Source organism: Aureimonas sp. AU4 (assembly GCF_001463765.1).
In the GTDB taxonomy this organism is placed as follows: Bacteria; Pseudomonadota; Alphaproteobacteria; order Rhizobiales; family Rhizobiaceae; genus Aureimonas.
In genome coordinates, this window is the sequence record NZ_BBWK01000003.1 from 1 (window position 1) to 21,729 (window position 21,729).

25 protein-coding genes and 1 tRNA gene are annotated in these 21,729 nt (G+C 66.4%); 6 read left to right on the top strand and 20 right to left on the bottom strand.

Features of this window, described 5'->3' with window-relative positions:
* Window positions 1–615, top strand: a 615-nt coding sequence (locus tag AUL35_RS01895) for a phosphate acyltransferase (RefSeq protein WP_280137314.1), incomplete at its 5' end; no start/stop codon positions are given.
* 103 nt (window positions 616–718) lie between these two features.
* On the opposite strand, the gene gltX is transcribed toward AUL35_RS01895, so the two are convergent.
* The 3 genes from gltX to AUL35_RS01910 are packed head-to-tail and all read right to left on the bottom strand — an operon-like array spanning window position 719 to window position 3,758.
* On the bottom strand, window positions 719–2,092 hold the full coding sequence (gene gltX, locus AUL35_RS01900) for a glutamate--tRNA ligase (protein ID WP_062011468.1): 1,374 nt from the start codon (window positions 2,090–2,092) through the stop codon (window positions 719–721).
* Between the two features lie 35 nt (window positions 2,093–2,127).
* The gene (locus AUL35_RS01905) at window positions 2,128–3,423 is read right to left on the bottom strand and encodes an MFS transporter (protein WP_062011471.1); all 1,296 of its coding nucleotides are present in this window, start codon (window positions 3,421–3,423) and stop codon (window positions 2,128–2,130) included.
* Complete coding sequence (locus tag AUL35_RS01910) at window positions 3,420–3,758, bottom strand: hypothetical protein (protein WP_062011472.1); 339 nt, start codon at window positions 3,756–3,758, stop codon at window positions 3,420–3,422. The genes AUL35_RS01905 and AUL35_RS01910 overlap by 4 nt, the downstream gene beginning before the upstream one ends.
* 172 nt (window positions 3,759–3,930) lie before the next feature.
* Between AUL35_RS01910 and AUL35_RS01915 the strand changes: the two genes are divergently transcribed.
* Together AUL35_RS01915 and AUL35_RS01920 are read left to right on the top strand one after the other, a co-directional pair.
* Window positions 3,931–4,497: a DUF1003 domain-containing protein gene (locus AUL35_RS01915; protein ID WP_062011474.1), complete on the top strand. Its 567-nt coding sequence runs from the start codon at window positions 3,931–3,933 to the stop codon at window positions 4,495–4,497.
* Window positions 4,498–4,644: 147 nt separating this feature from the next.
* Entirely contained in the window at window positions 4,645–5,289 is a 645-nt protein-coding gene (locus tag AUL35_RS01920; RefSeq protein WP_062011476.1) for a DedA family protein, read from the top strand.
* Window positions 5,290–5,365: 76 nt separating this feature from the next.
* Here AUL35_RS01920 and AUL35_RS01925 read toward each other — a convergent pair whose 3' ends face one another.
* The 4 genes from AUL35_RS01925 to rpiA all read right to left on the bottom strand — a co-directional run bounded on the left by AUL35_RS01925 (window position 5,366) and on the right by rpiA (window position 9,661).
* The gene (locus tag AUL35_RS01925) at window positions 5,366–6,745 is read right to left on the bottom strand and encodes a class II 3-deoxy-7-phosphoheptulonate synthase (protein WP_062011478.1); all 1,380 of its coding nucleotides are present in this window, start codon (window positions 6,743–6,745) and stop codon (window positions 5,366–5,368) included.
* 137 nt (window positions 6,746–6,882) lie between these two features.
* The gene (gene gor / locus AUL35_RS01930; RefSeq protein WP_244493639.1) at window positions 6,883–8,283 is read right to left on the bottom strand and encodes a glutathione-disulfide reductase; all 1,401 of its coding nucleotides are present in this window, start codon (window positions 8,281–8,283) and stop codon (window positions 6,883–6,885) included.
* A 73-nt stretch (window positions 8,284–8,356) separates the two neighbouring features.
* On the bottom strand, window positions 8,357–8,881 hold the full coding sequence (locus tag AUL35_RS01935) for a DUF2059 domain-containing protein (protein WP_062011562.1): 525 nt from the start codon (window positions 8,879–8,881) through the stop codon (window positions 8,357–8,359).
* A gap of 81 nt (window positions 8,882–8,962) precedes the next feature.
* The gene (rpiA, locus tag AUL35_RS01940; RefSeq protein ID WP_062011482.1) at window positions 8,963–9,661 is read right to left on the bottom strand and encodes a ribose-5-phosphate isomerase RpiA; all 699 of its coding nucleotides are present in this window, start codon (window positions 9,659–9,661) and stop codon (window positions 8,963–8,965) included.
* A 200-nt stretch (window positions 9,662–9,861) separates the two neighbouring features.
* Between rpiA and AUL35_RS01945 the strand changes: the two genes are divergently transcribed.
* On the top strand, window positions 9,862–10,602 hold the full coding sequence (locus AUL35_RS01945) for an HAD-IIIA family hydrolase (RefSeq protein ID WP_062011484.1): 741 nt from the start codon (window positions 9,862–9,864) through the stop codon (window positions 10,600–10,602).
* A 63-nt stretch (window positions 10,603–10,665) separates the two neighbouring features.
* Window positions 10,666–10,740: transfer RNA gene (locus AUL35_RS01950), tRNA-Val, on the top strand.
* 202 nt (window positions 10,741–10,942) lie between these two features.
* Here the strand turns inward: AUL35_RS01950 and AUL35_RS01955 are convergent.
* The 6 genes from AUL35_RS01955 to AUL35_RS21930 form a co-directional block, all read right to left on the bottom strand.
* Window positions 10,943–11,704 carry an ABC transporter ATP-binding protein gene (locus tag AUL35_RS01955; RefSeq protein WP_062011486.1) on the bottom strand — a complete coding sequence of 254 codons (762 nt, stop codon included), beginning with the start codon at window positions 11,702–11,704 and terminating at the stop codon, window positions 10,943–10,945.
* 5 nt (window positions 11,705–11,709) lie between these two features.
* Window positions 11,710–12,507, bottom strand: coding sequence for an ABC transporter permease (locus tag AUL35_RS01960; protein ID WP_062011488.1), 798 nt, complete (start codon window positions 12,505–12,507; stop codon window positions 11,710–11,712).
* 3 nt (window positions 12,508–12,510) lie between these two features.
* Window positions 12,511–13,377 carry a glucose-1-phosphate thymidylyltransferase RfbA gene (rfbA, locus tag AUL35_RS01965; RefSeq protein ID WP_062011563.1) on the bottom strand — a complete coding sequence of 289 codons (867 nt, stop codon included), beginning with the start codon at window positions 13,375–13,377 and terminating at the stop codon, window positions 12,511–12,513.
* A gap of 73 nt (window positions 13,378–13,450) precedes the next feature.
* Window positions 13,451–14,917 carry an adenylyl-sulfate kinase gene (gene cysC, locus AUL35_RS01970; RefSeq protein ID WP_062011490.1) on the bottom strand — a complete coding sequence of 489 codons (1,467 nt, stop codon included), beginning with the start codon at window positions 14,915–14,917 and terminating at the stop codon, window positions 13,451–13,453.
* Complete coding sequence (locus tag AUL35_RS01975; RefSeq protein ID WP_062011492.1) at window positions 14,914–15,651, bottom strand: pyridoxine 5'-phosphate synthase; 738 nt, start codon at window positions 15,649–15,651, stop codon at window positions 14,914–14,916. Before AUL35_RS01975 ends, cysC begins: the two co-directional genes overlap by 4 nt.
* Window positions 15,652–15,750: 99 nt before the next feature.
* The gene (locus AUL35_RS21930) at window positions 15,751–15,927 is read right to left on the bottom strand and encodes a hypothetical protein (RefSeq protein WP_156417794.1); all 177 of its coding nucleotides are present in this window, start codon (window positions 15,925–15,927) and stop codon (window positions 15,751–15,753) included.
* A gap of 255 nt (window positions 15,928–16,182) precedes the next feature.
* Here AUL35_RS21930 and AUL35_RS01980 point away from each other — a divergent pair, with 255 nt between their 5' ends.
* Window positions 16,183–17,064: an ABC transporter substrate-binding protein gene (locus AUL35_RS01980; RefSeq protein WP_244493640.1), complete on the top strand. Its 882-nt coding sequence runs from the start codon at window positions 16,183–16,185 to the stop codon at window positions 17,062–17,064.
* A 76-nt stretch (window positions 17,065–17,140) separates the two neighbouring features.
* Here the strand turns inward: AUL35_RS01980 and AUL35_RS22465 are convergent, their stop codons facing one another.
* The 7 genes from AUL35_RS22465 to AUL35_RS02010 all read right to left on the bottom strand — a co-directional run bounded on the left by AUL35_RS22465 (window position 17,141) and on the right by AUL35_RS02010 (window position 21,674).
* Window positions 17,141–17,305: a hypothetical protein gene (locus tag AUL35_RS22465; protein WP_192847021.1), complete on the bottom strand. Its 165-nt coding sequence runs from the start codon at window positions 17,303–17,305 to the stop codon at window positions 17,141–17,143.
* Between the two features lie 83 nt (window positions 17,306–17,388).
* Window positions 17,389–17,667, bottom strand: coding sequence for a cell division topological specificity factor MinE (minE, locus tag AUL35_RS01985; RefSeq protein ID WP_062011494.1), 279 nt, complete (start codon window positions 17,665–17,667; stop codon window positions 17,389–17,391).
* The gene (gene minD / locus AUL35_RS01990; RefSeq protein WP_062011496.1) at window positions 17,664–18,482 is read right to left on the bottom strand and encodes a septum site-determining protein MinD; all 819 of its coding nucleotides are present in this window, start codon (window positions 18,480–18,482) and stop codon (window positions 17,664–17,666) included. The genes minE and minD overlap by 4 nt, the downstream gene beginning before the upstream one ends.
* Before the next feature lie 78 nt (window positions 18,483–18,560).
* On the bottom strand, window positions 18,561–19,301 hold the full coding sequence (minC, locus tag AUL35_RS01995) for a septum site-determining protein MinC (RefSeq protein WP_062011567.1): 741 nt from the start codon (window positions 19,299–19,301) through the stop codon (window positions 18,561–18,563).
* 100 nt (window positions 19,302–19,401) lie between these two features.
* Window positions 19,402–20,268 (bottom strand): formyltetrahydrofolate deformylase, encoded by an 867-nt coding sequence (gene purU, locus AUL35_RS02000; RefSeq protein WP_062011498.1) that lies wholly within the window; start codon window positions 20,266–20,268, stop codon window positions 19,402–19,404.
* A gap of 109 nt (window positions 20,269–20,377) precedes the next feature.
* Window positions 20,378–21,142, bottom strand: a complete 765-nt coding sequence (locus tag AUL35_RS02005) for an SDR family NAD(P)-dependent oxidoreductase (RefSeq protein ID WP_062011500.1) — start codon at window positions 21,140–21,142, stop codon at window positions 20,378–20,380.
* A gap of 73 nt (window positions 21,143–21,215) precedes the next feature.
* Window positions 21,216–21,674: a TspO/MBR family protein gene (locus tag AUL35_RS02010; protein WP_062011501.1), complete on the bottom strand. Its 459-nt coding sequence runs from the start codon at window positions 21,672–21,674 to the stop codon at window positions 21,216–21,218.
* Window positions 21,675–21,729 lie beyond the last annotated feature (55 nt).

Consider the following 21,729-nt stretch of genomic DNA (forward strand, 5'->3'; position numbering starts at 1 on the left):
CCCCGCCATATCCGCGACATCCGGCAGGTGATCGGCAAGGCGCCGGGGGTCCGCAACCTTTCCGCGCTCAGCCTTCTGATCTCGTCGGAGCGGACGCTCTTCTTCGCCGACACCTACGTCCAGGAGAGCCCGTCCGCCGAGTGCCTCGCCGAGATCGCCAAGCTGGCCTCGATCGAGATCCATCGCTTCGGCATCAAGCCGAGGGCCGCGCTCCTGTCCTCGTCCAACTTCGGCACGAGCGACATGGAGGACGCGCAGAAGCTGCGCCGCGCTCTGGCGCTGGTGCAGGAGAGCGGCATCGACATGGAGATCGACGGCGAGATGCACGGCGATGCCGCGCTGTCGGAGGAGTTGCGCCGTCGCGTCATGCCGGAAACGTCGCTGAAGGGCGACGCCAACCTTCTGCTCTTCCCGACGCTGGATGCCGCCAACATCACGATGAACGTCGTCAAGGTGACGACCGACGCGCTGCATGTCGGACCGATCCTTCTCGGCACCGCCCGGCCGGCTCACATCCTCACGCCATCCGTCACCTCGCGCGGCGTCGTCAACATGGCCGCCATCGCCGTGGCGGAGGCCGTGCAGAAGGACGAGAACCGGGCGTCGAACGCCTGAAACCGTCCGCCGCCGGAGCAAACTCGCTTCGGCAGCGGACGGTGCGAGCCGGATAAGGTGGCCCAGACTATCCCGGGACGGATCAAGGATCGTCGGCGTCGGGCTAGGGGCGGCGTTCCAGCGCCTTCTCGCGCCCGATCAGCGGCAGAAGCGCGGACATATCCGGTCCGTGCTCGCGTCCCGTCAGCGCGATGCGCAACGGCAGGAAGAGCGCGCGACCCTTGCGTCCCGTGCGCGCCTTGAGATCGTCAGTCCAGAGCTTCCAGGTCGTTGCAGCGAAAGGTTCCGGCGGCAGCGCATCGATCGCGTCCGCAACGAAGGCGCGGTCCGCGTCCGCAACAGCCGCCTCCTGCGACGGCCCCTTCCAGATGATATCGGCCCAGGCTGCGGCATCGCGCACCCGTTCGCAATTGCCTCGTACGGTGAGCCAGAAGGCATCCGCCCGGTCGGCCGGCACGCCCATACCTTCAAGCTCTTCCGCGACCTCGCCGGTTTGCTTGGCGTGGACGAGCTCGGCGTTGAGGCGCAGGAGGTTTGCCGGATCGAACTTTGCGCTCGAGTGCGACACGGCGCCGAAGTCGAGGCGGCGGGCGAGCGTGCCGAGATCGGGCACAGCCTCGATCGAACCGGAGAGGCCGGTCAGCACGGCCAGCGAGGCGACGGCCATGGGCTCGAAGCCCTCCTCGCGCAGTGTGCGAAGCGACAGGGCGCCGCTGCGCTTGGACAGGCCCTCGCCGTCGATCGTGGTGAGAAGGTTGAAATGCCCGAAGCGCGGCACGGGCGCGCCGAGCGCTTCGAAGATCGCGATCTGAACGCCCGTGTTCGTCACGTGGTCGTCGCCGCGCAGGATGTGGGTAATGCCCATCTCGGCGTCGTCGACGACCGAGGTGAAGGTATAGAGGTAGGTTCCGTCCTCCCGTCGCACTACGGGATCGGAGAGCGAGGCGAGATCGACCAGTTCCTCGCCGCGTACGAGGTCGTTCCAGCGGATTTCGGTGCGAACGGGATCGAGCGATCCGTCCGGCGCGTTCGGCAGCCGAAAGCGCCAGTAGGGCTTGCGGCCTTCCGCCTCGAGCCGCGCGCGCTCCTCGGCGTTCAGGCGAAGCGCATCACGCGTATAGACGGGTGGAAGCCCGCGCGCGAGACGACGGCGGCGCGCACGCTCCAGCTCGTCCGCCGTTTCGAAGCAGGGGTAGATCGCGCCGCTATCCCGCAGCCGCTCGGAGGCGGCATCATAGCGGTCGAGCCGCTGGGACTGGCGCGCGATCTCGTCCGGGCGCAGGCCGATCCACTCGATGTCCTCCAGGACCGCGTCGGCATATTCGCGCTTCGACCGTTCGAGGTCCGTGTCGTCGTAGCGCAGGATGAACCGGCCGCCCTCGCGCTGGGCGAAGAGCCAGTTGAAGAGCGCCGGGCGCAGGTTTCCGATGTGGAGATAGCCGGTGGGCGACGGAGCGAAGCGGACGATGGGAGCCATGCGCCGCGATTAGACCGCGCGCGGCGCGGGCGCAATCACGCGTCCGACCGGCCGACGGCGGGTTCGGAATCGACCCGATCGACGATCGGCTCCGGCAGGGGCGCCTCGACCGGGCGCAGGTGGGCGGCGCCTCTCAGCCGCAGCGAAACCAGCGTCATGAGGATCGTCGCGACCAGGCAGTAGAACGCCATGACGTTGATCTGTGAGGAGAGCGGCACGCCTCGATCGATCAGCACGCCGGTCAGACCGGGGCCGAGCGCAGAGCCGAAGACGATCGCCGCCAGAACCAGGGAACGGAGTTGGCCGAGATGCTTCGTGCCATACACCTCTGGCCAGAGCGCGCCGAATAGCGTCGCCGAGAACCCGTTCGAGATGCCGAGCAGCGCCATGAAGAGAAAGACGTAGCCGATCTCGCTCGCGTTCGCGATCACGAGGCAAGCCAGCGTCATCGGCACGAGAAAGAAGGGCAGGATGCGAAGCGCGGTGAAACGGTCGATCATCCATCCGCAGACCAGCGCGAAGGCCGCAGTCACCCCGGACATGACGATGAACGAGGACGCGAAGACTTCCAGCGGCCAGCCGCGCTCCTCGGTCAGGTAGACCTGGTGAAAGAAGATGCTCGTCGCGATGAAGGGCGGCGCGAGAACGCCGAGGCACAGGACGTAGAACTCCCAGGAGCGGAGCACTTCGCCGATCGTCCAGTCCCGCGCCGCCGGTCGCAGCGACGCACGGTGTCCGGATGCGGGATCGCGCTCGCGGCGCACGAGCGTCGTGATGGCGGGCAGCGCGACGAGGACGAGGACGGCGGCGGACAACATCCAGTTGCCGCGCCAACCGAGCCACCCGGCCAGCACCACGAAGGAAAGCGGAAAGATCGCCTCGCCGGCCTGGTTGCCGATGGTCGCGATCGAGACCGCCCGTCCGCGATTGGCGACGAACCAGCGGCCAACCGCGGTGAAGGCGATCTGCGACATCATCCCCTGCCCGAAGAAGCGCAGGAGGTAGATGGCGACCACCAGCATCGCGACGTTGCGGACGGCGGCCATCAGGAGGCAGGCAACCGCAAGCCCGAGTATCACGACGGCGGCGATCCGTCGGGTCGAAAATCGGTCGAGCAGCCGTCCGGCAAAGGGTAGCGTGGCGGCGCTGCCCAGCGTCGCCATCATGTAGATGAAGCCGAAGGCGCCGTTGGAGAGCGAGAGTTCGCGCCGGATCTCGCCGCCCGACAGGGAGATGAAGAAGGTCTGACCGAAGGACGAGCCGAAGCATAGGAGGAACGTGCCGCCCAGCCAGCGGGCATTGCGACGCGCGAAGTCGAGAAAGCCGCTCACGTCACGATGCGCCGCCCGAGGGCGACCAGCCCACCCTCGGCAAGAATGGGCCTGAGGACGGACACGGACACCAGCCAACCATAGAGAGCCACCGCTATGCTGAGGAACACGAGACCGATGCCGAGCTGGCGCGCCGCGTGCCGCCGCTCCGGCTCGTGTTCGGTGCCGAAGGAACCGGCGAAGCGAACGCCCCAAGCATGACGCATCCCGCCGCCCCGAAGGCCGCTGTCAGCGCGCAGGCGGCGCAGCGCCAAGGCGAAGCGCGCGAGAAAAAGGACGCCGACCGCAAGGCTTGCAGCCGCCACGTCCGAAAGCGCGGGGAGTTCGTTCCACATCGGCGAAGCTTCGCGCCGGACCGGCGATCGAGCGCGGCGCCAGCTTTCCTATTCTTAATGGGATGACGACCGGGACGGCATTCCCAGGCGCGTTATATGGAGCCATAGCACGTCCCGCGCCGGCCGGCGCACACCATCGACCGCTGCTTTCATCATTTGCTGGAGACGGACCATGGATCCGATTCGGAACGGCCGCAGCCTGGCCCTGCGCATCTTCGGGCGGCCGCTCGAGCGTTTGAAGCCCGTCGAACGGCGGGTGCTGGAGAGTTCACGCCAGCACCAGCCGATCTCCAGCGACGTCAACGACAAGATCCAGGGCGAAACGACGTTCGGCGACCGGCTCGCGGACGCGATCGCGCGCGTTGGCGGCTCTTGGTCTTTCATCATCGGGTTCCTCGCCTTCCTGGCCGCGTGGGTCGTGATGAACTCGGTTCTCCTCGTCCGCGAGGCGTTCGATCCCTATCCCTACATCTTCCTGAACCTCGTCCTCTCGATGATCGCCGCCATCCAGGCGCCGATCATCATGATGTCGCAGAACAGAGCGGCCAAGCGCGACCGGCTCGACGCGAGCCTCGACTACGAGGTGAACCTCAAGGCCGAGATCGAGATCATGGCGCTGCACGAGAAGCTCGACGACATGCGGCGGGAGGCGTCCGAGGCGTCCTTGCGTGAAGCCCTCCTGGCGATGGAAACGCGACTGGCCCGCATCGAACTGGGTTTGCAGCGACGCGACGCCTGAAACGAACGGCCGCAGCGGTACGCGACCGCCACAGGCATTAGGGGCAATCAGGCTTCCATGCCTTTTGGGTTTGCAAAATCGTCCGCAAGCCCGACATAGCGTCCGCCGGGTGCGCCACGTCCGGGTCAGCGCCGTTCGGAGTCGCGTGTGTATGAGATTCTCGACCTGATCGACCGCTTCGGTCCGATCATCGTCTTCATCGGGACGTTCTTCGAGGGCGAGGTCTTCGCGATCATCGGCGGATTCCTGGCCTATCGGGGTACCTATCCGCTCGAGCTGATGGCCGCCCTCGCGCTGGTCGGGTCCTTCTGCGGCGACCTCGCGGTCTTCCTCTTCGCTCGCTACTTCTCCGACAGCCGCTGGGTAAGGCGATGGACGAAGAAGCCGAAGTTCGCCAAGGCACTGCGCCTCGTCGACCGCTTCCAGGCGTACTTCGTGATCGTGAACCGTTACGTCTACGGCCTTCGGGTCCCGGGCCTCATCGCGCTCGGCCTGTCGTCGATCAGCGTCCCGCGCTTCCTTGTTCTCAACGCGATCGGCGCCTTCATCTGGGCCGGCCTCTTCACCACCATCGGCTACGTCTTCGGCTACTCCATCACCGGCGTCTTCGCACGGCTCGAGCAGATGGAGCATTGGGCGATGGTGGTGGTGGGCGTTCTGCTCGTGGCGCTGGTCGCCTTCATCATGTGGCAGCAGGGCGGCTCGCTCCTGCGCGACCGCTTGCTTCGGCGCGACCGCTGCGACGACGATCTGAGCCCCTCGCGCACGACCGCCAAGCGCCGCAACGACTGATCGCCAACGGCGAGAACGAAAAAGGGCGGTGCCTTTCGGACCGCCCTTTCGCATGAGACGACGTGGCGTCGACCCGTCAGAAGTTGACGACCTGCCGAGGCGGATGAGCCTCCTGCTCCTTCTTGATGCGTTCGGCCACCAGGAACGAGAGCTCCAGCGCCTGATTGGCGTTGAGACGCGGATCGCAGTGCGTGTGGTAGCGGTCGGACAGGTCCTCGGCGAGAACCGGACGCGCGCCGCCCGTGCATTCGGTCACGTCCTTGCCGGTCATCTCGACATGGATGCCGCCGGCATGCGTTCCTTCGGCGCGATGCACGTCGAAGAAGGTCTCGACCTCGGCGAGGATGCGCTCGAAGGGGCGCGTCTTGTAGTCGTTCACCGTGATCGTGTTGCCGTGCATGGGATCGCACGACCACACGACCTTACGCCCTTCCCGCTCCACGGCGCGCACGAGGCGCGGCAGGTGCTCGGCCGCCTTCTCGTGGCCGAAGCGCGTGATGAGCGTCAGGCGTCCCGCCTCGTTTGCAGGGTTGAGGACGTCGATCAGGCGGATGAGGTCGTCGGCGGCAAGCGAGGGCCCGCACTTCAGGCCGATCGGATTGCGGATGCCGCGGCAGTATTCGACATGGGCATGGTCGATCTGGCGCGTGCGATCGCCGATCCAGATCATGTGGCCCGAGGTCGCGTACCACTCGCCGCTCGTCGAATCGACGCGCGTCAGCGCCTCCTCGTAGCCCAGAAGCAGCGCCTCGTGGCTCGTGAAGAAATCCGTCTCGCGCAGCGAGGGATGCGACTCGGAGTTGATGCCGATCGCGCGCATGAAGTTCATCGTCTCGGAGATGCGGTCGGCCAACTGGCCGTAGCGCTCCGCCTGCGGGCTGCCGGACACGAAGCCGAGCATCCACTGATGAACGTTATCCAGATTGGCGTAGCCACCCTGCGCGAAGGCGCGCAGAAGGTTCAGCGTCGCAGCCGACTGGCGGTAGGCCATCTCCTGGCGCTCGGGCGCCGGGATGCGCGAGGCCTCATCGAAGTCGATGCCGTTGATGATGTCGCCGCGGTAGGACGGCAGCGTGACGCCGTTCTTCGTCTCGTCGCCCGACGAACGAGGCTTGGCGAACTGGCCCGCGATGCGACCGACCTTCACCACCGGCGAGGACGCCGCGAAGGTGAGGACGACGGCCATTTGCAGAAAGGCGCGGAAGAAGTCGCGAATGTTGTCGGCGCCATGCTCGGCGAAGCTCTCGGCGCAGTCACCGCCCTGGAGCAGGAAGGCACGGCCCTCCGCGACCTCGCCGAGCGCACGCTTCAGCTTGCGCGCCTCACCTGCAAAAACGAGCGGCGGAAAGGACGCGAGGCGCTTCTCGGTTTCGGCCAGGGCATCGAGATCGGGATAGGCGGGAACCTGCTGGATCGGCTTCGCGCGCCAGCTCTTGGGATTCCAATCCTTGACCATATGACCTCCTTCGCCGCCCTATGCGGCCTCCGGCAGAAGTGCCGGCGAAGCGAGGTGCCGGCCGCCCGTCGGAGCGAACGATGGGCGGCTTATACGCAGGATTTCAGCCGCTTGTCACCCGAACGCGCGCGGCAACCTCAGCTCTCGATCCGCTGACCGCCTCGGATGCGGTAGCTTGGGTCATACAGCGTGACGAGCTCCTCGGCTGCTGTGGGGTGAACCGCCATGGTACGGTCGAAGGCATCCTTGGTCAGCTCCGCCTTGACGCAGATGCCGAGGATCTGCGCGAGCTCGCCCGCATCGCCACCCAGAACATGCGCGCCGAGAACGCGCCCGCCATCGGCTGCGACCACGAGCTTCATGAGCGTGCGCTCCTCGCGGCCCGTCACGGTGTGCTTGAGCGGCTTGAAGCGGGCCCGGAAGATATCGATGTCGCCGAAGCGCCTGACGGCCTCAGCCTCGGTCAGGCCGACCGTGCCGAGCTCAGGTTGCGAGAAGACAGCGGTCGGCACGAAGTCGAGATCGGGCTTGGTGGGACGGTCGAGGAACAACGTGTCGACGAGGCACATGGCCTCGTGGATCGCGACCGGGGTCAGCTGCAGGCGGTCAGTGCAGTCGCCGATGGCATAGATGCCGGGCGAGGTGGTGCGAGAGTAGTCGTCGACGCGAACGGAGCCCTTCTCGTCCAGCTCCACGCCCGCCCGCTCGCAGCCGAGGTCGATCGTGTTGGGCTTGCGCCCGACCGCGAGCATCGCCTGGTCGACCACGAGCCGGTCGCCACCCTTCAGCGTCACGGCCATACGACCGTCCCGGGCCATGGCAACGTCCGCAAAGGACTCGCCGGTCCGAATCTCGATACCCTTGGCGATCATCTGAGCCTGAAGCTCGTCGCGAAGATCCTCCTCGAACCCCTTGAGAAGCCTATCGCCGCGCAGGACCAGCGTTACCTTAGAGCCGAGGCCGTGGAAGATGTTGGCGAACTCGACCGCGATGTATCCGCCCCCCAGGATCGCGATCTCGCGCGGCAGCGCTTTGAGGTGGAAAGCCTCGTTGGAGGTGATGCAGTACTCGGCACCGGGTAGCGCGGCGACGCTGTCCGCGCTGCCGCCGACCGCAAGCAGGATACGCTCGGCGGTGACGACGCGATCATCGGCGAGAAGCCGAACCTGGTTCGGACCCTCCAGGACGGCACGACCCTCGAGGATTTGGGTTCCGGCCCTTGCGAGGTTCGCGCGGTAAAGTCCCTCGAGGCGCGCGATCTCCTTGTCCTTCGCCTCGATCAGCCTGGACCAGTCGAAGCTCGTATCGCCTACGCTCCAGCCGAAGGCATGTGCATCCTCGAACTCTTCGGAGAAGCGCGAGGCATAGACCATGATCTTCTTCGGCACGCAGCCGCGGATCACGCAGGTGCCGCCGTAGCGATACTCCTCGGTGATGCCGACGCGCAGCCCGAGCGCCGCCGCCCGGCGAGCTGCGCGAACGCCGCCCGACCCGCCGCCGATCACGAAGAAGTCGTAGTCGTATCCGCTCGACGCCACTGGTACTGTCCCCATCACGAAAAAGGCGGCCGTTGCGGCCGCCTTTGCATCTATAGCGCGTGAGCGCGTGCCGTCACTGCGCGGTGCTGGCCTCGGCAGGGGGCGCCAAACGCCGCATGCCCTGCTGGGCGCTGTTGCGAAGGTCGCGCACGATGCCGTTCGACCAGACGTCGGCCGCCTGCATCATGTCGCGCGAGGCGGCGGGCCCCTGCGAGATGAGCTTGCGACCCGCCTCGGACTTGTAGAACTGCGCGATCTCGCGAAGCTCCTGCTCGGTGAAGAGCTTGGCGTAGATGCGCGCGACCTCGTTCTCCAGATCGCCGCGACGGGGAGCGAGCGCCAAAGCGTTCTCGTCCACCATGTTGGAAATCTCGTTCTGGAGATTCGGATTATTGACGATCAGCTCGGCCTTGATCTGCGTCGCCGCGTTCAGGAGGATCTGATCGAACTGCTCGGTGGCGTCGATCGCATCCACTGCCTCGCGCGCCGCTGCCAGATGGGCGGGGCTGACGTCCTGCGCCATCGCGGGCGTCGCGAACCAAAAGGCGGCGGCAGCGAAGGGGAGCAGCCCACGACGCAAGCTAGTGCTGACCATCAAGATCTTTTCCTCGTTCAAACCGACCGACGGTCGTTCGGGCTGCAGGTGCCAAACTCCGCGCGTCGTCGCAAGCCCCGGACGCTAGAGCGCGCCTCGAACCTCGATCTCCCCGCCGCGAGCGATCACGGCTGCCGTGGCCAATCCGATGAAGAGGCCGTGCTCGACGACGCCTGGAACGGCATGGAGGGACGCGGAAAGCGCTTCTGGATCGGGAATACGGCCAAATGATGCGTCGAGGATATGGTGCCCGCCATCGGTGACGAACGGAACGGCGTCGCGCATGCGGAGCGTGAGCGCACCGTCCAGCCCTAGGCGCGACGCGGCTTTCTCGATCTGGATCCGCGTCGCCACAGCCCCGAACGGATTGATCTCGACCGGCAGCGGGAAGGTGCCGAGCGTATCGACCGTCTTGCTGCTGTCGGCGATCACGATCATCCGGGCCGAGCTGGCGGCGACGATCTTCTCGCGAAGAAGCGCCCCGCCTCCCCCCTTGATGAGCCGAAGCGACGTGTCGATCTCGTCGGCGCCGTCGATCGTGAGATCGAGCTCGGGCATGTCGTCGAGCGTCGTCAGCGGAACGCCGAGGTCGCGGCAGAGCGCCGCCGTCCTCTCCGAGGTCGGCACCCCGACAATCCGCAAGCCCTCGTCGCGGATGCGCACCGACAGAAGATGAACGAAGGCTTCGGCGGTCGATCCCGTGCCGATGCCGAGCCGCATTCCCTGGCGAACCTCCGTTAAGGCCGCCGCAGCCGCGCGCCGCTTCCCGTCCGCCGCATCCATCGCTCGTCTCCCCGTCTCGCGCTTCGCCCTTACGACGGTTCACCGGGCAAGGAAACGTTGCAGACCGAAACGCCTTGGAAACCATTGGGGATACACGATCCCCTTTCGTGTTGCCCTGTTGCGTCGCTCGAACCGGAATGGGGGGGAGCGAGTCCCCAGCGGCTTGATTCGTTGTCCGCCCCGGCCAAAGTCGCCCCCACATGAACGCTCAGCCGCCCAGGCGCACCATCGCCCCCTTCGAACCCGCTCTCGACAACGAGGCGCCTTTGGCCGTCTTCGATCTGGACGGCACGCTGGTGGACACGGCCCCGGACCTGACGGGCGCGCTGAATCATTGCCTTCAACTTGCAGGCCTTCCCGCTTTGCACGTCGATGACGTGCGCCCCCATGCCGGGCGCGGGGCGCGAGCCATCCTGCGGCTTGGTTACGAAATGGCCGGCCGCGAGGCTGACGAAGCGAGCCTGACAGAGCAACTGCCGCGCTTTCTCGAGCGATACGGCGCGCACATAGCCGACGATTCGCGGCCCTTCCCGGGTGCGGTGGAGGCACTGGACCGGCTGCGCCGAGCTGGCTTCCGGCTCGCCATCTGCACCAACAAGACGGAAAGCCTCGCACAGCGGCTTCTCGCGGAACTCGGCCTCGCCGGCGACTTCGTCGCGATCTGCGGCAGCGACACGTTCGCTGGCCGCAAGCCCGATCCGGTCCATCTCCTGGGAACCGTCTCGCTCGCACGCGGCACGGCCGCGCGCAGCGTGATGATCGGCGACACCGACACGGACATGGAGGCGGCGCGGCGCGCGGGGCTGCGGTCCGTCCTCGTGGATTTCGGCTACGATCCCTGCCCCGCCGCCCGGGCGAAAGCCGACCTCGTCGTGACGCACTTTCGCGAGATCGACGCCTCCGCGCTTTTCCGGCTCATGGAAACCGTCGCGGCCGATTGACGGCGCGCGGCCTTTTGCCTAAACACCTCCTACCCGACGGGCGCCAAGGCGCACCGATCGCAAGGGCGCGTAGCTCAGCGGGAGAGCACCTCGTTCACACCGAGGGGGTCACAGGTTCGATCCCTGTCGCGCCCACCATGTTCCCGAATCATCCCGCCGATCGTTTTCGTCGTTGAGTGCAACGGGCGCGTCGTTTGTGCCGACCGCACGCGAGAAGGGTCGATCCGCCCGTTCAGATCACGTCGGTTCGGTTGCGGGCTGCAAGCAGGAGCGAGCAAACCCCGCCTGAGGTGGTCGAGGTCGCACGGGTTCGGCGACCGAAGCGCCTAACCCTGCCCGCTCACGCTACGGCGCTGACGTGCTTCTCGTAGGCGGCGATCACCTCTGCGATCTCGCCCTGCATGCGAATACGGCCGTGTTCCAGCCACAATCCGGTCCGGCACCACTCGCGCAGGAGCGAGTTGGAATGCGAGGCCATGACGAGCAGGCCAGCTTCGCCGATAAAGGTCCGCAACCGTTGCTGCGCCTGCTCGATGAAGGCGGCGTCGCCCGCCCCGATGCCCTCGTCGATCAACAGTATTTCGGGACGGATCGAGGTCGAGACGGCAAAGGCGAGGCGCGTCGCCATACCGGCGCTGTAGGTGCGCAGCGGCATGTCGAGGAACTCGCCCAGTCCCGTATCGGCGCCGATCTGCGGCGCCCGGCGCTCGATCTCGCGCTTGGAGTAGCCGAGCAGCATGCCGCGCAGCGTGATGTTCTCCCAGCCCGTCGCCTCCGGGTCCATGCCGAAGCCGATATCGAACATGGCGGCGACCTCGCCCTCGACGCGGACGCGCCCGCCGGTCGGCTCGTAGATGCCGGAGATCACGCGCAGGATCGTCGACTTGCCCGCGCCGTTGTGTCCGATCAGCCCGACGCGGTCACCATGGTCGAACCGCAGGGTCATGCTGTCGACCGCGCGAATGGCCACCTTGCCACGCCCCTCGCGCGGGCGAATCTGCCCCCCGGTGGCTGCGGCTAGGACGTTGTTCTTCAGCGAACGACTGCTCGCGTCGTAGATCGGGATGTCGACCACGACATCCTCGAAGGTTACGGATGCCATGCGGTTCAAGCCCAGTAGGCGACGCGCGAGCGAAAGCGCGCGTAGAAGAGGAAGGATGCCGTTCCGAGGATCGCCGTCAGGACGATCGCGACGACCCAGTGCAGGAGGCTGATCGGCTCCCCGAGCAGCGGTTCGCGTGCGATCTCGATGAAGTGGTAGAACGGGTTGAGGTTCACGAAGTGGGCGCGCTGCGGGATCTGCTCCGCGCTCCAGAGAACCGGGGTCATGAAGAAGGCGACCTGGATCAGGCTCGCGATGATCAGCGGTATGTCGCGGAACCGCGCGCAGAGCGGCCCTAGGATCATCGCGCAGAAGACGGCATTGAGCGTGAACAGCCCGATCGCGGGTATGACGAGAAGCGTCGACCAGGACGGCTTGATCGAAAAGATCAGCGCGACCGCGATGTAGATCACGAAGTTATGGGCGAAGGTAATGAGCTGCGACCAAGCGAACTGGAACACATAGATGCTGAGCGGCATGTGAATCTGTCGCACCGAGCTCGCCGCGGAGGTGAACACGGTGCAGGCATTCGTGATCGACGTGCCGATCAGACCCCACAGGATGAAGCCGAGCGCGAGGAACGGCAGGTAGGTCGAGATCTCCATGTTGAAGATCTGCGAGTACAGGACGCCAAGACCCGCCACCATGATGCCCATGGACAGGGTCAGCCAGAAGGGCCCGAGCACAGAGCGACGATAATGCTTCTGGACGTCGCGCCAGCCAAGAAAGAGCCAGAGCTCGCGCCGCCGGATTCCGGCACGCAGGTCCGCCAAGCCGGCCTCGAGCCGGGCACGCCGATCCATATCTCAGTTCTCCGCGATCCGCTGCAGGTAGCGGCCGTAGGTGCTCTTCCCCAGTCGCTTGCCCAGCGCCAGAAGCTGCTGCGCGTCGATGAAGCCCCTCTGGAAGGCGACCTCCTCCGGGCAGGCTATCTTGAAGCCCTGGCGATGCTCGAGCGTGCGCACGAACTCGGCCGCCTCGAGGAGCGAGTCCGGCGTGCCGGTATCGAGCCAGGCGAAGCCACGCCCCATCGTCTCGACGCTGAGGCTTCCCTCCTCGAGGTAGATCCGGTTGAGGTCCGTGATCTCGAGCTCGCCGCGCGGCGACGGCTTCAGGCTGCGTGCAAGACCGGAGGCACGGCCGTCGTAGAAGTAGAGGCCCGTGACGGCCCAGTTCGACGCCGGCTTCTCCGGCTTCTCCTCGATCGACAGGGCGCGACCACCCTTGTCGAAGGCGACGATGCCGTAACGCTCGGGATCGGCCACATGGTAGGCGAAGACGCTGGCGCCGCTCGGCCGCTCGGCGGCCCGCGTCAGAAGTTCCGGCAGACCGTGGCCATAGAAGAGGTTGTCGCCAAGGATGAGGACGGAACTCTCGCCCGCCACGAACTCCTCGCCGATCAGATAGGCTTGCGCCAGACCATCGGGACTCGGCTGCTCGGCATAGGTGAAGCTTACCCCCCACGCCTCGCCGCTGCCGAGCAGATCGCGAAAGCGCGGCAGGTCGTGGGGCGTCGAAATGATCAGGATGTCGCGAACGCCCGCCAGCATCAGCGTCGTCAGCGGATAGTAGATCATCGGCTTGTCGTAGACCGGCAGCAACTGCTTCGACGCGGTCAAGGTCATGGGATGCAGACGCGTCCCGCTGCCACCGGCAAGTACGATACCCTTCATGTCCTCGACGCTTCCCATCCGCTTGCGTTTCGGGCGGCTTATATCGGCAGCGGCCGGGATGCGCCACAGGCGCTCACGCTACGAGATGCCCTCGCTCCGCCAGAAGCGCGAAAACCTGCTCCGCAAGCGTTTCGGCCGGCGTCGACGCGGTATCGAGCCGGATGTCCGGCCGGTCGGGCGCCTCATAGGGACTGTCGATCCCGGTGAAGTTGCGCAGCTCGCCTCGACGCGCCCGGCGATAAAGGCCCTTGGGGTCCCGCTCCTCCGCAACCGCGAGCGGGGCATCGACGAAGACCTCCACGAACTCGCCCTCGCCGAGCAGATCGCGGGCGAGAGCGCGCTCGGCACGGAAGGGTGAGATGAATGACGCGAGCACGATCAGTCCTGCATCCACCATCAGCTTCGCGATCTCGGCGACGCGGCGGATGTTCTCGACGCGATCGGCATCGGTGAAGCCGAGATCGCGGTTGAGACCGTGGCGTACATTGTCGCCGTCGAGCAGATACGTATGGCAGCCCTCAGAAATGAGGCGCGCCTCGAGCAGGTTGGCCACGGTCGACTTGCCGGAACCGGACAAGCCCGTGAACCACACGAGGACCGGCTTCTGGTGCTTGAGCGCGGCGCGCTGGGACTTGGAGACCGCAACGCTTTGCCAGTGGATGTTAGCGGCCCGGCGCAGGGCGAAGTCGAGGACGCCGGTGCCCAGAAGCGTTTCCTCGCTCGTGTCGTAGACGCGCACGCGGCGCAGGCGCCCACTGCGGTCGGTCAGATCGAAGGCGATGGGCGAACGCAGCGACAGGTTCACGGCTCCGGTCTCGCCGTCGCGCAGCGTGCGGGCGGCCAGCGGCTCGGCGATGCCCGGCTCGATGCGATGCTTGATCGTCGTGACGCTGCCGGTCACGATCTTTTCGCCGACTTTCAATCGATAGGCGCGGCCCGCGATCAGCGGCACCCCGCCCTGCCAGACGATGCGGGCGGCGAACTGGTCGGCGACCTCGGGTCGCTCCGTGAGGCGGCAGATGACGTCGCCGGGCGATACCGCAAGCGAACGGTCAAGGGTCAACCGGACCAGATCCCCATCCACGTCTTCGACGTCTTCGACCAAGGCACCGAGCCCCTCGCGAGCCTCGCAGACCGTGTCACCCTTCTGAAGAACGCCGGAAACGCACGAAACCTCGATCAGATGCCCCTCGACGGCACGAACGAGGGCACGCAACGGCTCGGCGTCGCCAGAGGCGGCGATGTCGCCGAGAATGGCGGCGAGGGACGAGGCTTGTGTCTCGCGAACGTTTCGGAAGCCGAAACGCCGGATGTCCGTGCTGCCGGCCGAGCCAAGGACGACGGCGTCGGGCGTTCCGCCCGCGGCGAGGCTTCGGGCCCGAACCAGATCATCCGGGCCGAAGTCGGAAAGGACCACGCAATCGACCACACCTCCTCGGAGCACGTCCGCGAGCGACACGATGTGATGACCGACGAGCGCGTCCTGAATGGCTCGCGCGTCGCCGATGACCGCGACACTCAGCCGACGATCTCGCCTCACGCGGAGAGCGCCGCAAGGAAGCGACGTACCGTCTCCGGCATTCCGTATTCCAGGGCATCGGCCGTCAGCGCGTGGCCGATCGAGACCTCGGCAAGCCGGGGGATCGCCCGCTTGAGCGCCGGCAGGTTGCCGACCGTCAGATCGTGTCCCGCGTTGACGTCCATCCCAAGCGCGAAGGCACGCTCGGCCGTCTCGCGAAGGCGGTCTATCTCCCGCATGGCGGCGTCGGCGTCGGCGTGGGTTGCGCCATAGGGGCCGGTATACAGTTCGATTCGCTCCGCGCCGAGTTCAGCCGCTGCCTCGAGACCCTGAGGAGATGGGTTCGAAAAAAGCGACACGCGAGTGCCCCGCCCTCGCAGACGCTCGATAACCGGTCGAAGGGTGTCGCGCGACGCCTCGAAGTCCCAACCGTGGTCCGATGTCGCCTGGCTCGGATCATCCGGCACCAGGGTCACCTGATCCGCCCGTGCATCCTCGCACAGGCGCAGGAAGTCATCGCTCGGATAACCCTCGATGTTGAACTCAGCGGACGGAAAGTCGGTGTCGATGAGTTCGCGCAGCGTCGGCAGATCCGAGAAGCGCACGTGACGCTGATCGGGCCTCGGATGCACCGTCAGGCCTCCCGCGCCGCTTTGCAGGGCGAGGCGACCGATATGGGCAAGGTCGGGCCAAGGCAGGTTGCGCCGATTGCGCAACATCGCCACGGCGTTCACATTAACGGACAAGACGGTCATGGGCGCGAAACTCCGGCACCGGACGAAAACCCGGCCTCCGTGGTTATGAGCAACGCCTGCGTCGATCAAGTCGCCGAGAAAGGGCGACCCAGCCGCCGGTCATCCGTGCCGGCGTTGCAGTTCGCCCTGACGGTTTGCGACCTGTCCGCCATAGCGCCGCTCGCGTGGAACACGCGAGTAGAGGTCGTCGATGGTTTCGACCATCCCCTGTTCGGTTGCCTCGTTCTCCGTGATGACGCCCGCCTCGTAGGCCGTCACGATCTCGGAAGCGGTCATCGCCGTCCCCCAACCTGTTGCCGCAAGGTGGTACTACGTGCGAGCCACCAATCGGTTCCGCCTGTATTCAGATAAATTTAACGACTCTTCGTTTGTGCCATGACGACAGACGCCCGCGCGCCGCATGTCGCGCAGAAATGGCTTGCGAAATCCGGCGATTGACGCAGGATCGCCGCTTCCGGATCGGCACCCATCGCGCCGATTCACGTCGGGAGAATCTTCGTGCCGCGTCTGCCGTTTCTCTTCACCGCCGCCGTGGCCAGCGCCCTGTTGGCCGGCTCCGCCTTCGCCGCGCCCGTCGTCGTCTCCTCGAAGATCGACACGGAGGGCGGCGTCATCGGCAACATCATGCTGCTCGCGCTCCAGAATGCCGGAATCGAGACGACCGACCGCCTGCAACTCGGCGGCACGCCCGTGATGCGGCAGGCGATCACGGCGGGTGAGATCGATATCTACCCGGAATACACGGGCAATGCGGCCTTCTTCTTCAATAAGGCGGACGCGCCGATCTGGAAGGACGCAGCGGCGGCCTACGAAGAGGCCAAGAAGCTCGACTACGATGCCAACAAGATCGTCTGGCTGACGCCCGCGAGCGCCAACAATACGTGGGGGATGGCGGTCCGTGACGACGTGGCGAACAGCAACAACCTGAGGACGCTCAGCGACTTCGGCCGCTGGGTGTCGGGCGGCGGCGACGCCAAGCTCGCAGCGTCGGCCGAGTTCGTGAACTCGCCTTCCGCCCTGCCGGCCTTCCAGACGACGTATCAATTCACGCTGAAGCCCGAACAGCTGCTGACGCTCTCCGGCGGCGATACGGCGGCGACGATCGCCGCGGCCGCTCAGGGGACGAGCGGGGTCAACACGGCCATGGTCTACGGGACGGATGGCGGCATCGCGCCGTCCGGCCTCAAGGTGCTGGAGGACGACAAGAACGTCCAGCCAATCTACCAGCCCGCGCCGATCGTTCGCGAGGCGGTTCTCCAGGCGAACCCGAAGATCGCCGACGTCCTGAAGCCCATCTTCGAGAAGCTCGACCTCGAGACGCTGCAGGACCTGAACGGCCGCGTCCAGGTCGGCGGCGAGCCGGCACGCGCGGTCGCCGAGGACTTCCTGAAGAGCCACAATCTCCTGCCCTGACCGGGCCGGTTCGCGAACAGCGCGGGCCGCCGTATCCGTTCGGGATGCGGCGGCCCTTTTTCGTTTCGGCGGACGCCTACTGCTTGAGCGCCGCCTTCTCGGCCTGCGCCTCGCAGACCTCCACATGCTTCTTGAGGGCTTCGATCGAGAGGATCGCCGCAACGGAGCGGATATTGCGCCCCTGCATCTGCGGCATGTCCTGCACGCGCTGGAGGCGGACCAGAAGTTCGGCTCGGCTCATGGATCTCTCCTTGGGAAGAGCACCGTCCGGAAGGGAGATCACCCGGACGGCGCAGTGACGACGGCGCCAGGCACCGCCGATGGCTAGTGGGCCAGCGCGGCGCCGGCGAGCTGCGGCAGCTCGATGTCGACCTCGAGCATCGAGATCTGGTCACCGCGATCCATCTTCACCTTCACCTTGTCCCGATTGACCGGAACATGCTTGGCGATGACGGCGAGGATCTCCTCCCGCAGCACCGACACGAGGTCGGCCTGCCCGATCTCGGCCCGCTCGTGCGCGAGCAGGACCTGAAGGCGCTCACGCGCCGCCGGCGCGCTGGACGAAGCGGCGGACCGCTTCTGGAACAGGTTGAAAAGGTTCATGCAGCCCTCCGGCCGAAGAACTTGTTGAGGAGCCCCTTGCTGCGGTCGGCCGGCACGGTCATCGGAATGGTCTGGCCCATGAGACGCCGCGCGGCGTCCGCATAGGCCCGTGCCGGAGCGCTCTGGGCGTCGCTCAGCGTCACGGGCGTGCCGAGGTTCGAGGCGCGCAGCACTTCCGGGCTCTCGGGCACGATGCCGAGGAGCGGGATCGAAAGGATCTCCAGCACGTCGTCGATCTTCAGCATGTCCCCGCGCTCGGCGCGCATCGCGTCGTAGCGCGTCAGCAGGAGATGCTTCTCGATGCGGCTGCCGCTTTCGGCACGAAGGGTCTTCGAGTCGAGAAGGCCGATGATGCGATCCGAATCGCGAACGGACGACACCTCGGGGTTGGTCACGACCACCGCGACGTCGGCGTGGCGCATCGCAAGCGTCGCGCCGCGCTCGATGCCGGCGGGGCTGTCGCAGATGACCCAGTCGAACTGCGCGCGGAGCTGGTCCATCACGCGATCGACGCCGTCCTGCGTCAGGTTGTCCTTGTCGCGTGTCTGCGAGGCCGGCAGCAGGCAGAGCGTATCCACGCGCTTGTCGCGGATCAGCGCCTGGTTGAGGTTGGCGTCGCCCTGCACGACGTTGATGAGGTCGTAGACGACCCGGCGCTCGGCGCCCATGACGAGGTCGAGGTTGCGCAGTCCGACGTCAAAGTCGACCACGACGACCTTCTGGCCGGCCTGGGCGAGGGCCGCTCCCAAAGCTGCCGTCGAGGTCGTCTTTCCGACGCCCCCCTTGCCCGATGTCACAACCATCACTTCAGCCATGGAGGCCATTCCTTCCCTTGTTGTCGAGGCCCAGACGGTCGGGCTGCCTGAGTTGCGTGCCGTGGAACGCCTGCCGTATCACGCGGGCAGGACCACGGTCTTCAGAACGGTATCGTCGAGCCAGGCATGGACCGGCTGTCCGAAGACCTTGGGGTCGATGTCCTCGGCGGTCTTGTAGAGACCGTCGATGGCGATGAGCTCGGCCTCGAGCTTGCGGCAGAAGATGCGCGCATTCTCGTTGCCGCTGGAGCCGGCGAGCGCCCTGCCCCGCAGCGCGCCGTAGACGTGGATCGAGCCGCCGGCGATCACTTCCGCGCCGGACGAGATCGAGCCGAGCACGGTGACGTCGCCCTCCGGGAAGATGATGGACTGGCCGGAGCGGACGGGCGTCTCGATCAGCAGCGAGGGGGTGGGCGCCGGCATGGCGAAGCGGGCCTGCGCGGTCTCGACCGCCGGCTTGGCCGCCGCCGGGGCAGCGCCCCCCTCCGGCACCTCGATGTCGGGAGCGTTTCGGCCGCCCCGCATCTCGGGCGGCATTCCGGGACCGAGGATCGAGGGCAATGCGCCCTCGATGCCCATGACGCGGACGTTGCGCTTCGTCAGCTCGGCCAGGAGGTCGGCGAGCTGTTCGCGCGTGATGGGGAGACCGCTGACGTCGAGGACGATCGGGCGGCCGAGAAAGAAGCCGGTGGATCGCCGCGCGAGATCGTCCAGCTGGGCCAGCCAGTCGCGGAACGGCAGTTCCGGCGAAAGCACCAGGGCCAGGAAGGATCGACCGCGCAGGCGGACCGCTTTGCGGGATGTTAATGTTTCGGTCATCATCGTTAAGGCTTCGTTGATGACCGACTGAACACCCTCAGGCTTAACTGAGGGTTAATTTTCGGGTCCCGCTCGTCCTCGAGACGGAACCCGTTGCAGATCAGTCGCGGAAGACCACCGTCTTGTCGCCGTTCAGGATGACGCGGTTGTCGAGATGCCAGGCGATCGCCCGGGAAAGGACGCGGCGCTCGATGTCACGGCCTTTGCGTACGAGGTCCTCCGGCGCGTCCTGATGCGAGATGCGCTCGACGTCCTGCTCGATGATCGGACCCTCGTCGAGGTCGGCGGTCACGTAATGAGCCGTCGCGCCGATCAGCTTCACGCCGCGCTGATGCGCCTGATGGTAGGGCTTGGCCCCCTTGAATCCAGGGAGGAACGAATGATGGATGTTGATGCAGCGGCCCGAGAGCGCGGCCGACATCTCGTCCGACAGGATCTGCATGTAGCGTGCCAAGACGACGAGGTCGGCGCCCGTCTCCTCGACGATGGAGAGGATGCGCCCCTCCTGTTCGCGTTTGGTGTCGCGCGTCACCGGCAGGTGGTGGAACGGGATGCCGTCGAAGTCGTGGTGCCCGTAGGTCTCGCGCGGGTAGTTCGCGGCGATGCCGACGATGTCCATCGCAAGCTCGCCGATCCGCCAGCGGTAGAGCAGATCGGCAAGGCAGTGATCGAAGCGCGAGACGAGGATCAGCACCTTCTGCCGCTTGGCGCTCGACGAGACGCGCCACTCCATGCCGAAGCGGTCGGCGATGGTCTCGAAGCCCTTAGTCAGGCTGTCCACCGTCACCACCGCCTGAACGATCGCGAAGCGGACGCGCATGAAGAAGCGCCCTGTCTCGGGATCGTCGAACTGGGCGGCCTCGCGAATGTCCGCCCCGTTGTCGAAGAGGTGCCGCGACACCGCCGCCACGATGCCCGGACGATTCGGGCAGGACAGGGAAAGGATGAAGTCTTCGGACGTGGGCACGGCGCTCGGGGCTCCCTCGGGGCGGGCGAAACGGATGGTTCGCCTTAGCCGATCGCCGCGCGCTGCGGTAGCGACGAGACGACAGCGCCCGGAAGAAGCCCGACAGCGATCAGATCGAGCCCGCCTCGACCATGTAGTTGTTGGCGGTGCACATGGCCGCGTCGTCGGAGGCCAGGAAAAGGACCATGCGCGCGAGGTAGACCGGCTCGATGGGAACCGGAATGCACTGCCGAGCAAGCGTGCGGTCCAACGCCTCGGGCGTCACCCAGAGTTCCTTCTGCCGGTCCGTCATCACCCAGCCCGGCACGACCGTATTGACGCGGATGCGATGGGGCCCGAGGTCGCGCGCGAACGAGCGCGTCATCCCGTGAACGGCAGCCTTGGCCGTGGTGTAGACCGGCATTCCGCCGCCCGCCTCCCACCAGGAATTCGAGCCGAGGTTGACGATCGAGCCGCGATTGGCGGCGATCATGTCGGGCGCGACGGCCTGGATCGCGAAGAACATGTGCCGCAGGTTCGTCGCGATGCGCTCGTCGTAGTAATCCGGCGTGACGTCCTGCCATCCGTGGCGGTCGTCGCGCGCGGCGTTGTTGACCAGAACCTCGGCCGGTCCGACCCGTTCGCGCAGGCGACGGAGCGCGACGCGCAAAGCCTCGATGTCACGCAGATCGCACGCCTCGAACGCGACCTCACCCTCTCCGGACGCCTCGATCTCCGCGACGAGCGAAGCGGCGCGCGTCTCGTCGAGATCGACGAAGCCGACGCGCGAGCCCTGCGCCGCAAAGGCGCGCACGATGTCCGCCCCGATGCCCGACGCGCCGCCCGTGACGAAGACCGAGCGGCCGTCGAGGCTCGGATAGATGGCAAAGCTCATGGTCGGTCCCCTCGGTCGCCGGATGCGGCGCCGGGGGTGTGGAGGACGCCTCGGACCGCGTCAAGCTGCCGGTTCAGGCGAAGACGCCGCGATCGCGGTTGAGCCTCCACACCGAAAGATTGAGCACCAGCGCGACGCTGACCCAGACGAGATACGGCACGAGAAGCCAAGCGGCGAACGTGCTGACCGGGGCGAAGACCGCAATGTTGGCGGCAACAAGCAGCCAGAGCGCGACGATATCGCCGAAGGCGAGGTCCGGACGATGCTTCCCGAAGAAGAGCCACGACCAGAGCAGGTTGGCGAGGAGTTGCGCGCCGAAAACCAGAAACGGCCAGCCGGGACCGATCTGCCGCCAGACGAGCCAGCCGCTGATGGCGATCAGCACGTAGAGGATCGACCAGACGATCGGAAAAGCGAGATTGGGGGGCGTCCAGCCGGGCTTCTTCAGGCCCCGGTACCAGGATCCCGGCTTGAAGAGGATGCCCGTCGAGGCGACGGCCGCGGACAAAAGAAGAAAGGCGATGAGCGACACGGCGGATTGTTCCCGGGCAACCTGAAGGATAGTTTTCCTCCGGTCTAGTCCCGTC

Bases quoted from the DNA above. Each gene is read 5' to 3' on its own strand.
- gltX (WP_062011468.1), bottom strand. From the start codon at position 2,092: ATGGCTCCCATCGTCCGCTTCGCTCCGTCGCCCACCGGCTATCTCCAC.
- AUL35_RS01910 (WP_062011472.1), bottom strand. From the start codon at position 3,758: ATGTGGAACGAACTCCCCGCGCTTTCGGACGTGGCGGCTGCAAGCCTT.
- AUL35_RS01915 (WP_062011474.1), top strand. From the start codon at position 3,931: ATGGATCCGATTCGGAACGGCCGCAGCCTGGCCCTGCGCATCTTCGGG.
- AUL35_RS01925 (WP_062011478.1), bottom strand. From the start codon at position 6,745: ATGGTCAAGGATTGGAATCCCAAGAGCTGGCGCGCGAAGCCGATCCAG.
- rpiA (WP_062011482.1), bottom strand. From the start codon at position 9,661: ATGGATGCGGCGGACGGGAAGCGGCGCGCGGCTGCGGCGGCCTTAACG.
- AUL35_RS01945 (WP_062011484.1), top strand. From the start codon at position 9,862: ATGAACGCTCAGCCGCCCAGGCGCACCATCGCCCCCTTCGAACCCGCT.
- AUL35_RS01955 (WP_062011486.1), bottom strand. From the start codon at position 11,704: ATGGCATCCGTAACCTTCGAGGATGTCGTGGTCGACATCCCGATCTAC.
- AUL35_RS01960 (WP_062011488.1), bottom strand. From the start codon at position 12,507: ATGGATCGGCGTGCCCGGCTCGAGGCCGGCTTGGCGGACCTGCGTGCC.
- rfbA (WP_062011563.1), bottom strand. From the start codon at position 13,377: ATGAAGGGTATCGTACTTGCCGGTGGCAGCGGGACGCGTCTGCATCCC.
- AUL35_RS01975 (WP_062011492.1), bottom strand. From the start codon at position 15,651: ATGACCGTCTTGTCCGTTAATGTGAACGCCGTGGCGATGTTGCGCAAT.
- AUL35_RS21930 (WP_156417794.1), bottom strand. From the start codon at position 15,927: ATGACCGCTTCCGAGATCGTGACGGCCTACGAGGCGGGCGTCATCACG.
- AUL35_RS22465 (WP_192847021.1), bottom strand. From the start codon at position 17,305: ATGAGCCGAGCCGAACTTCTGGTCCGCCTCCAGCGCGTGCAGGACATG.
- minE (WP_062011494.1), bottom strand. From the start codon at position 17,667: ATGAACCTTTTCAACCTGTTCCAGAAGCGGTCCGCCGCTTCGTCCAGC.
- minD (WP_062011496.1), bottom strand. From the start codon at position 18,482: ATGGCTGAAGTGATGGTTGTGACATCGGGCAAGGGGGGCGTCGGAAAG.
- minC (WP_062011567.1), bottom strand. From the start codon at position 19,301: ATGACCGAAACATTAACATCCCGCAAAGCGGTCCGCCTGCGCGGTCGA.
- AUL35_RS02005 (WP_062011500.1), bottom strand. From the start codon at position 21,142: ATGAGCTTTGCCATCTATCCGAGCCTCGACGGCCGCTCGGTCTTCGTC.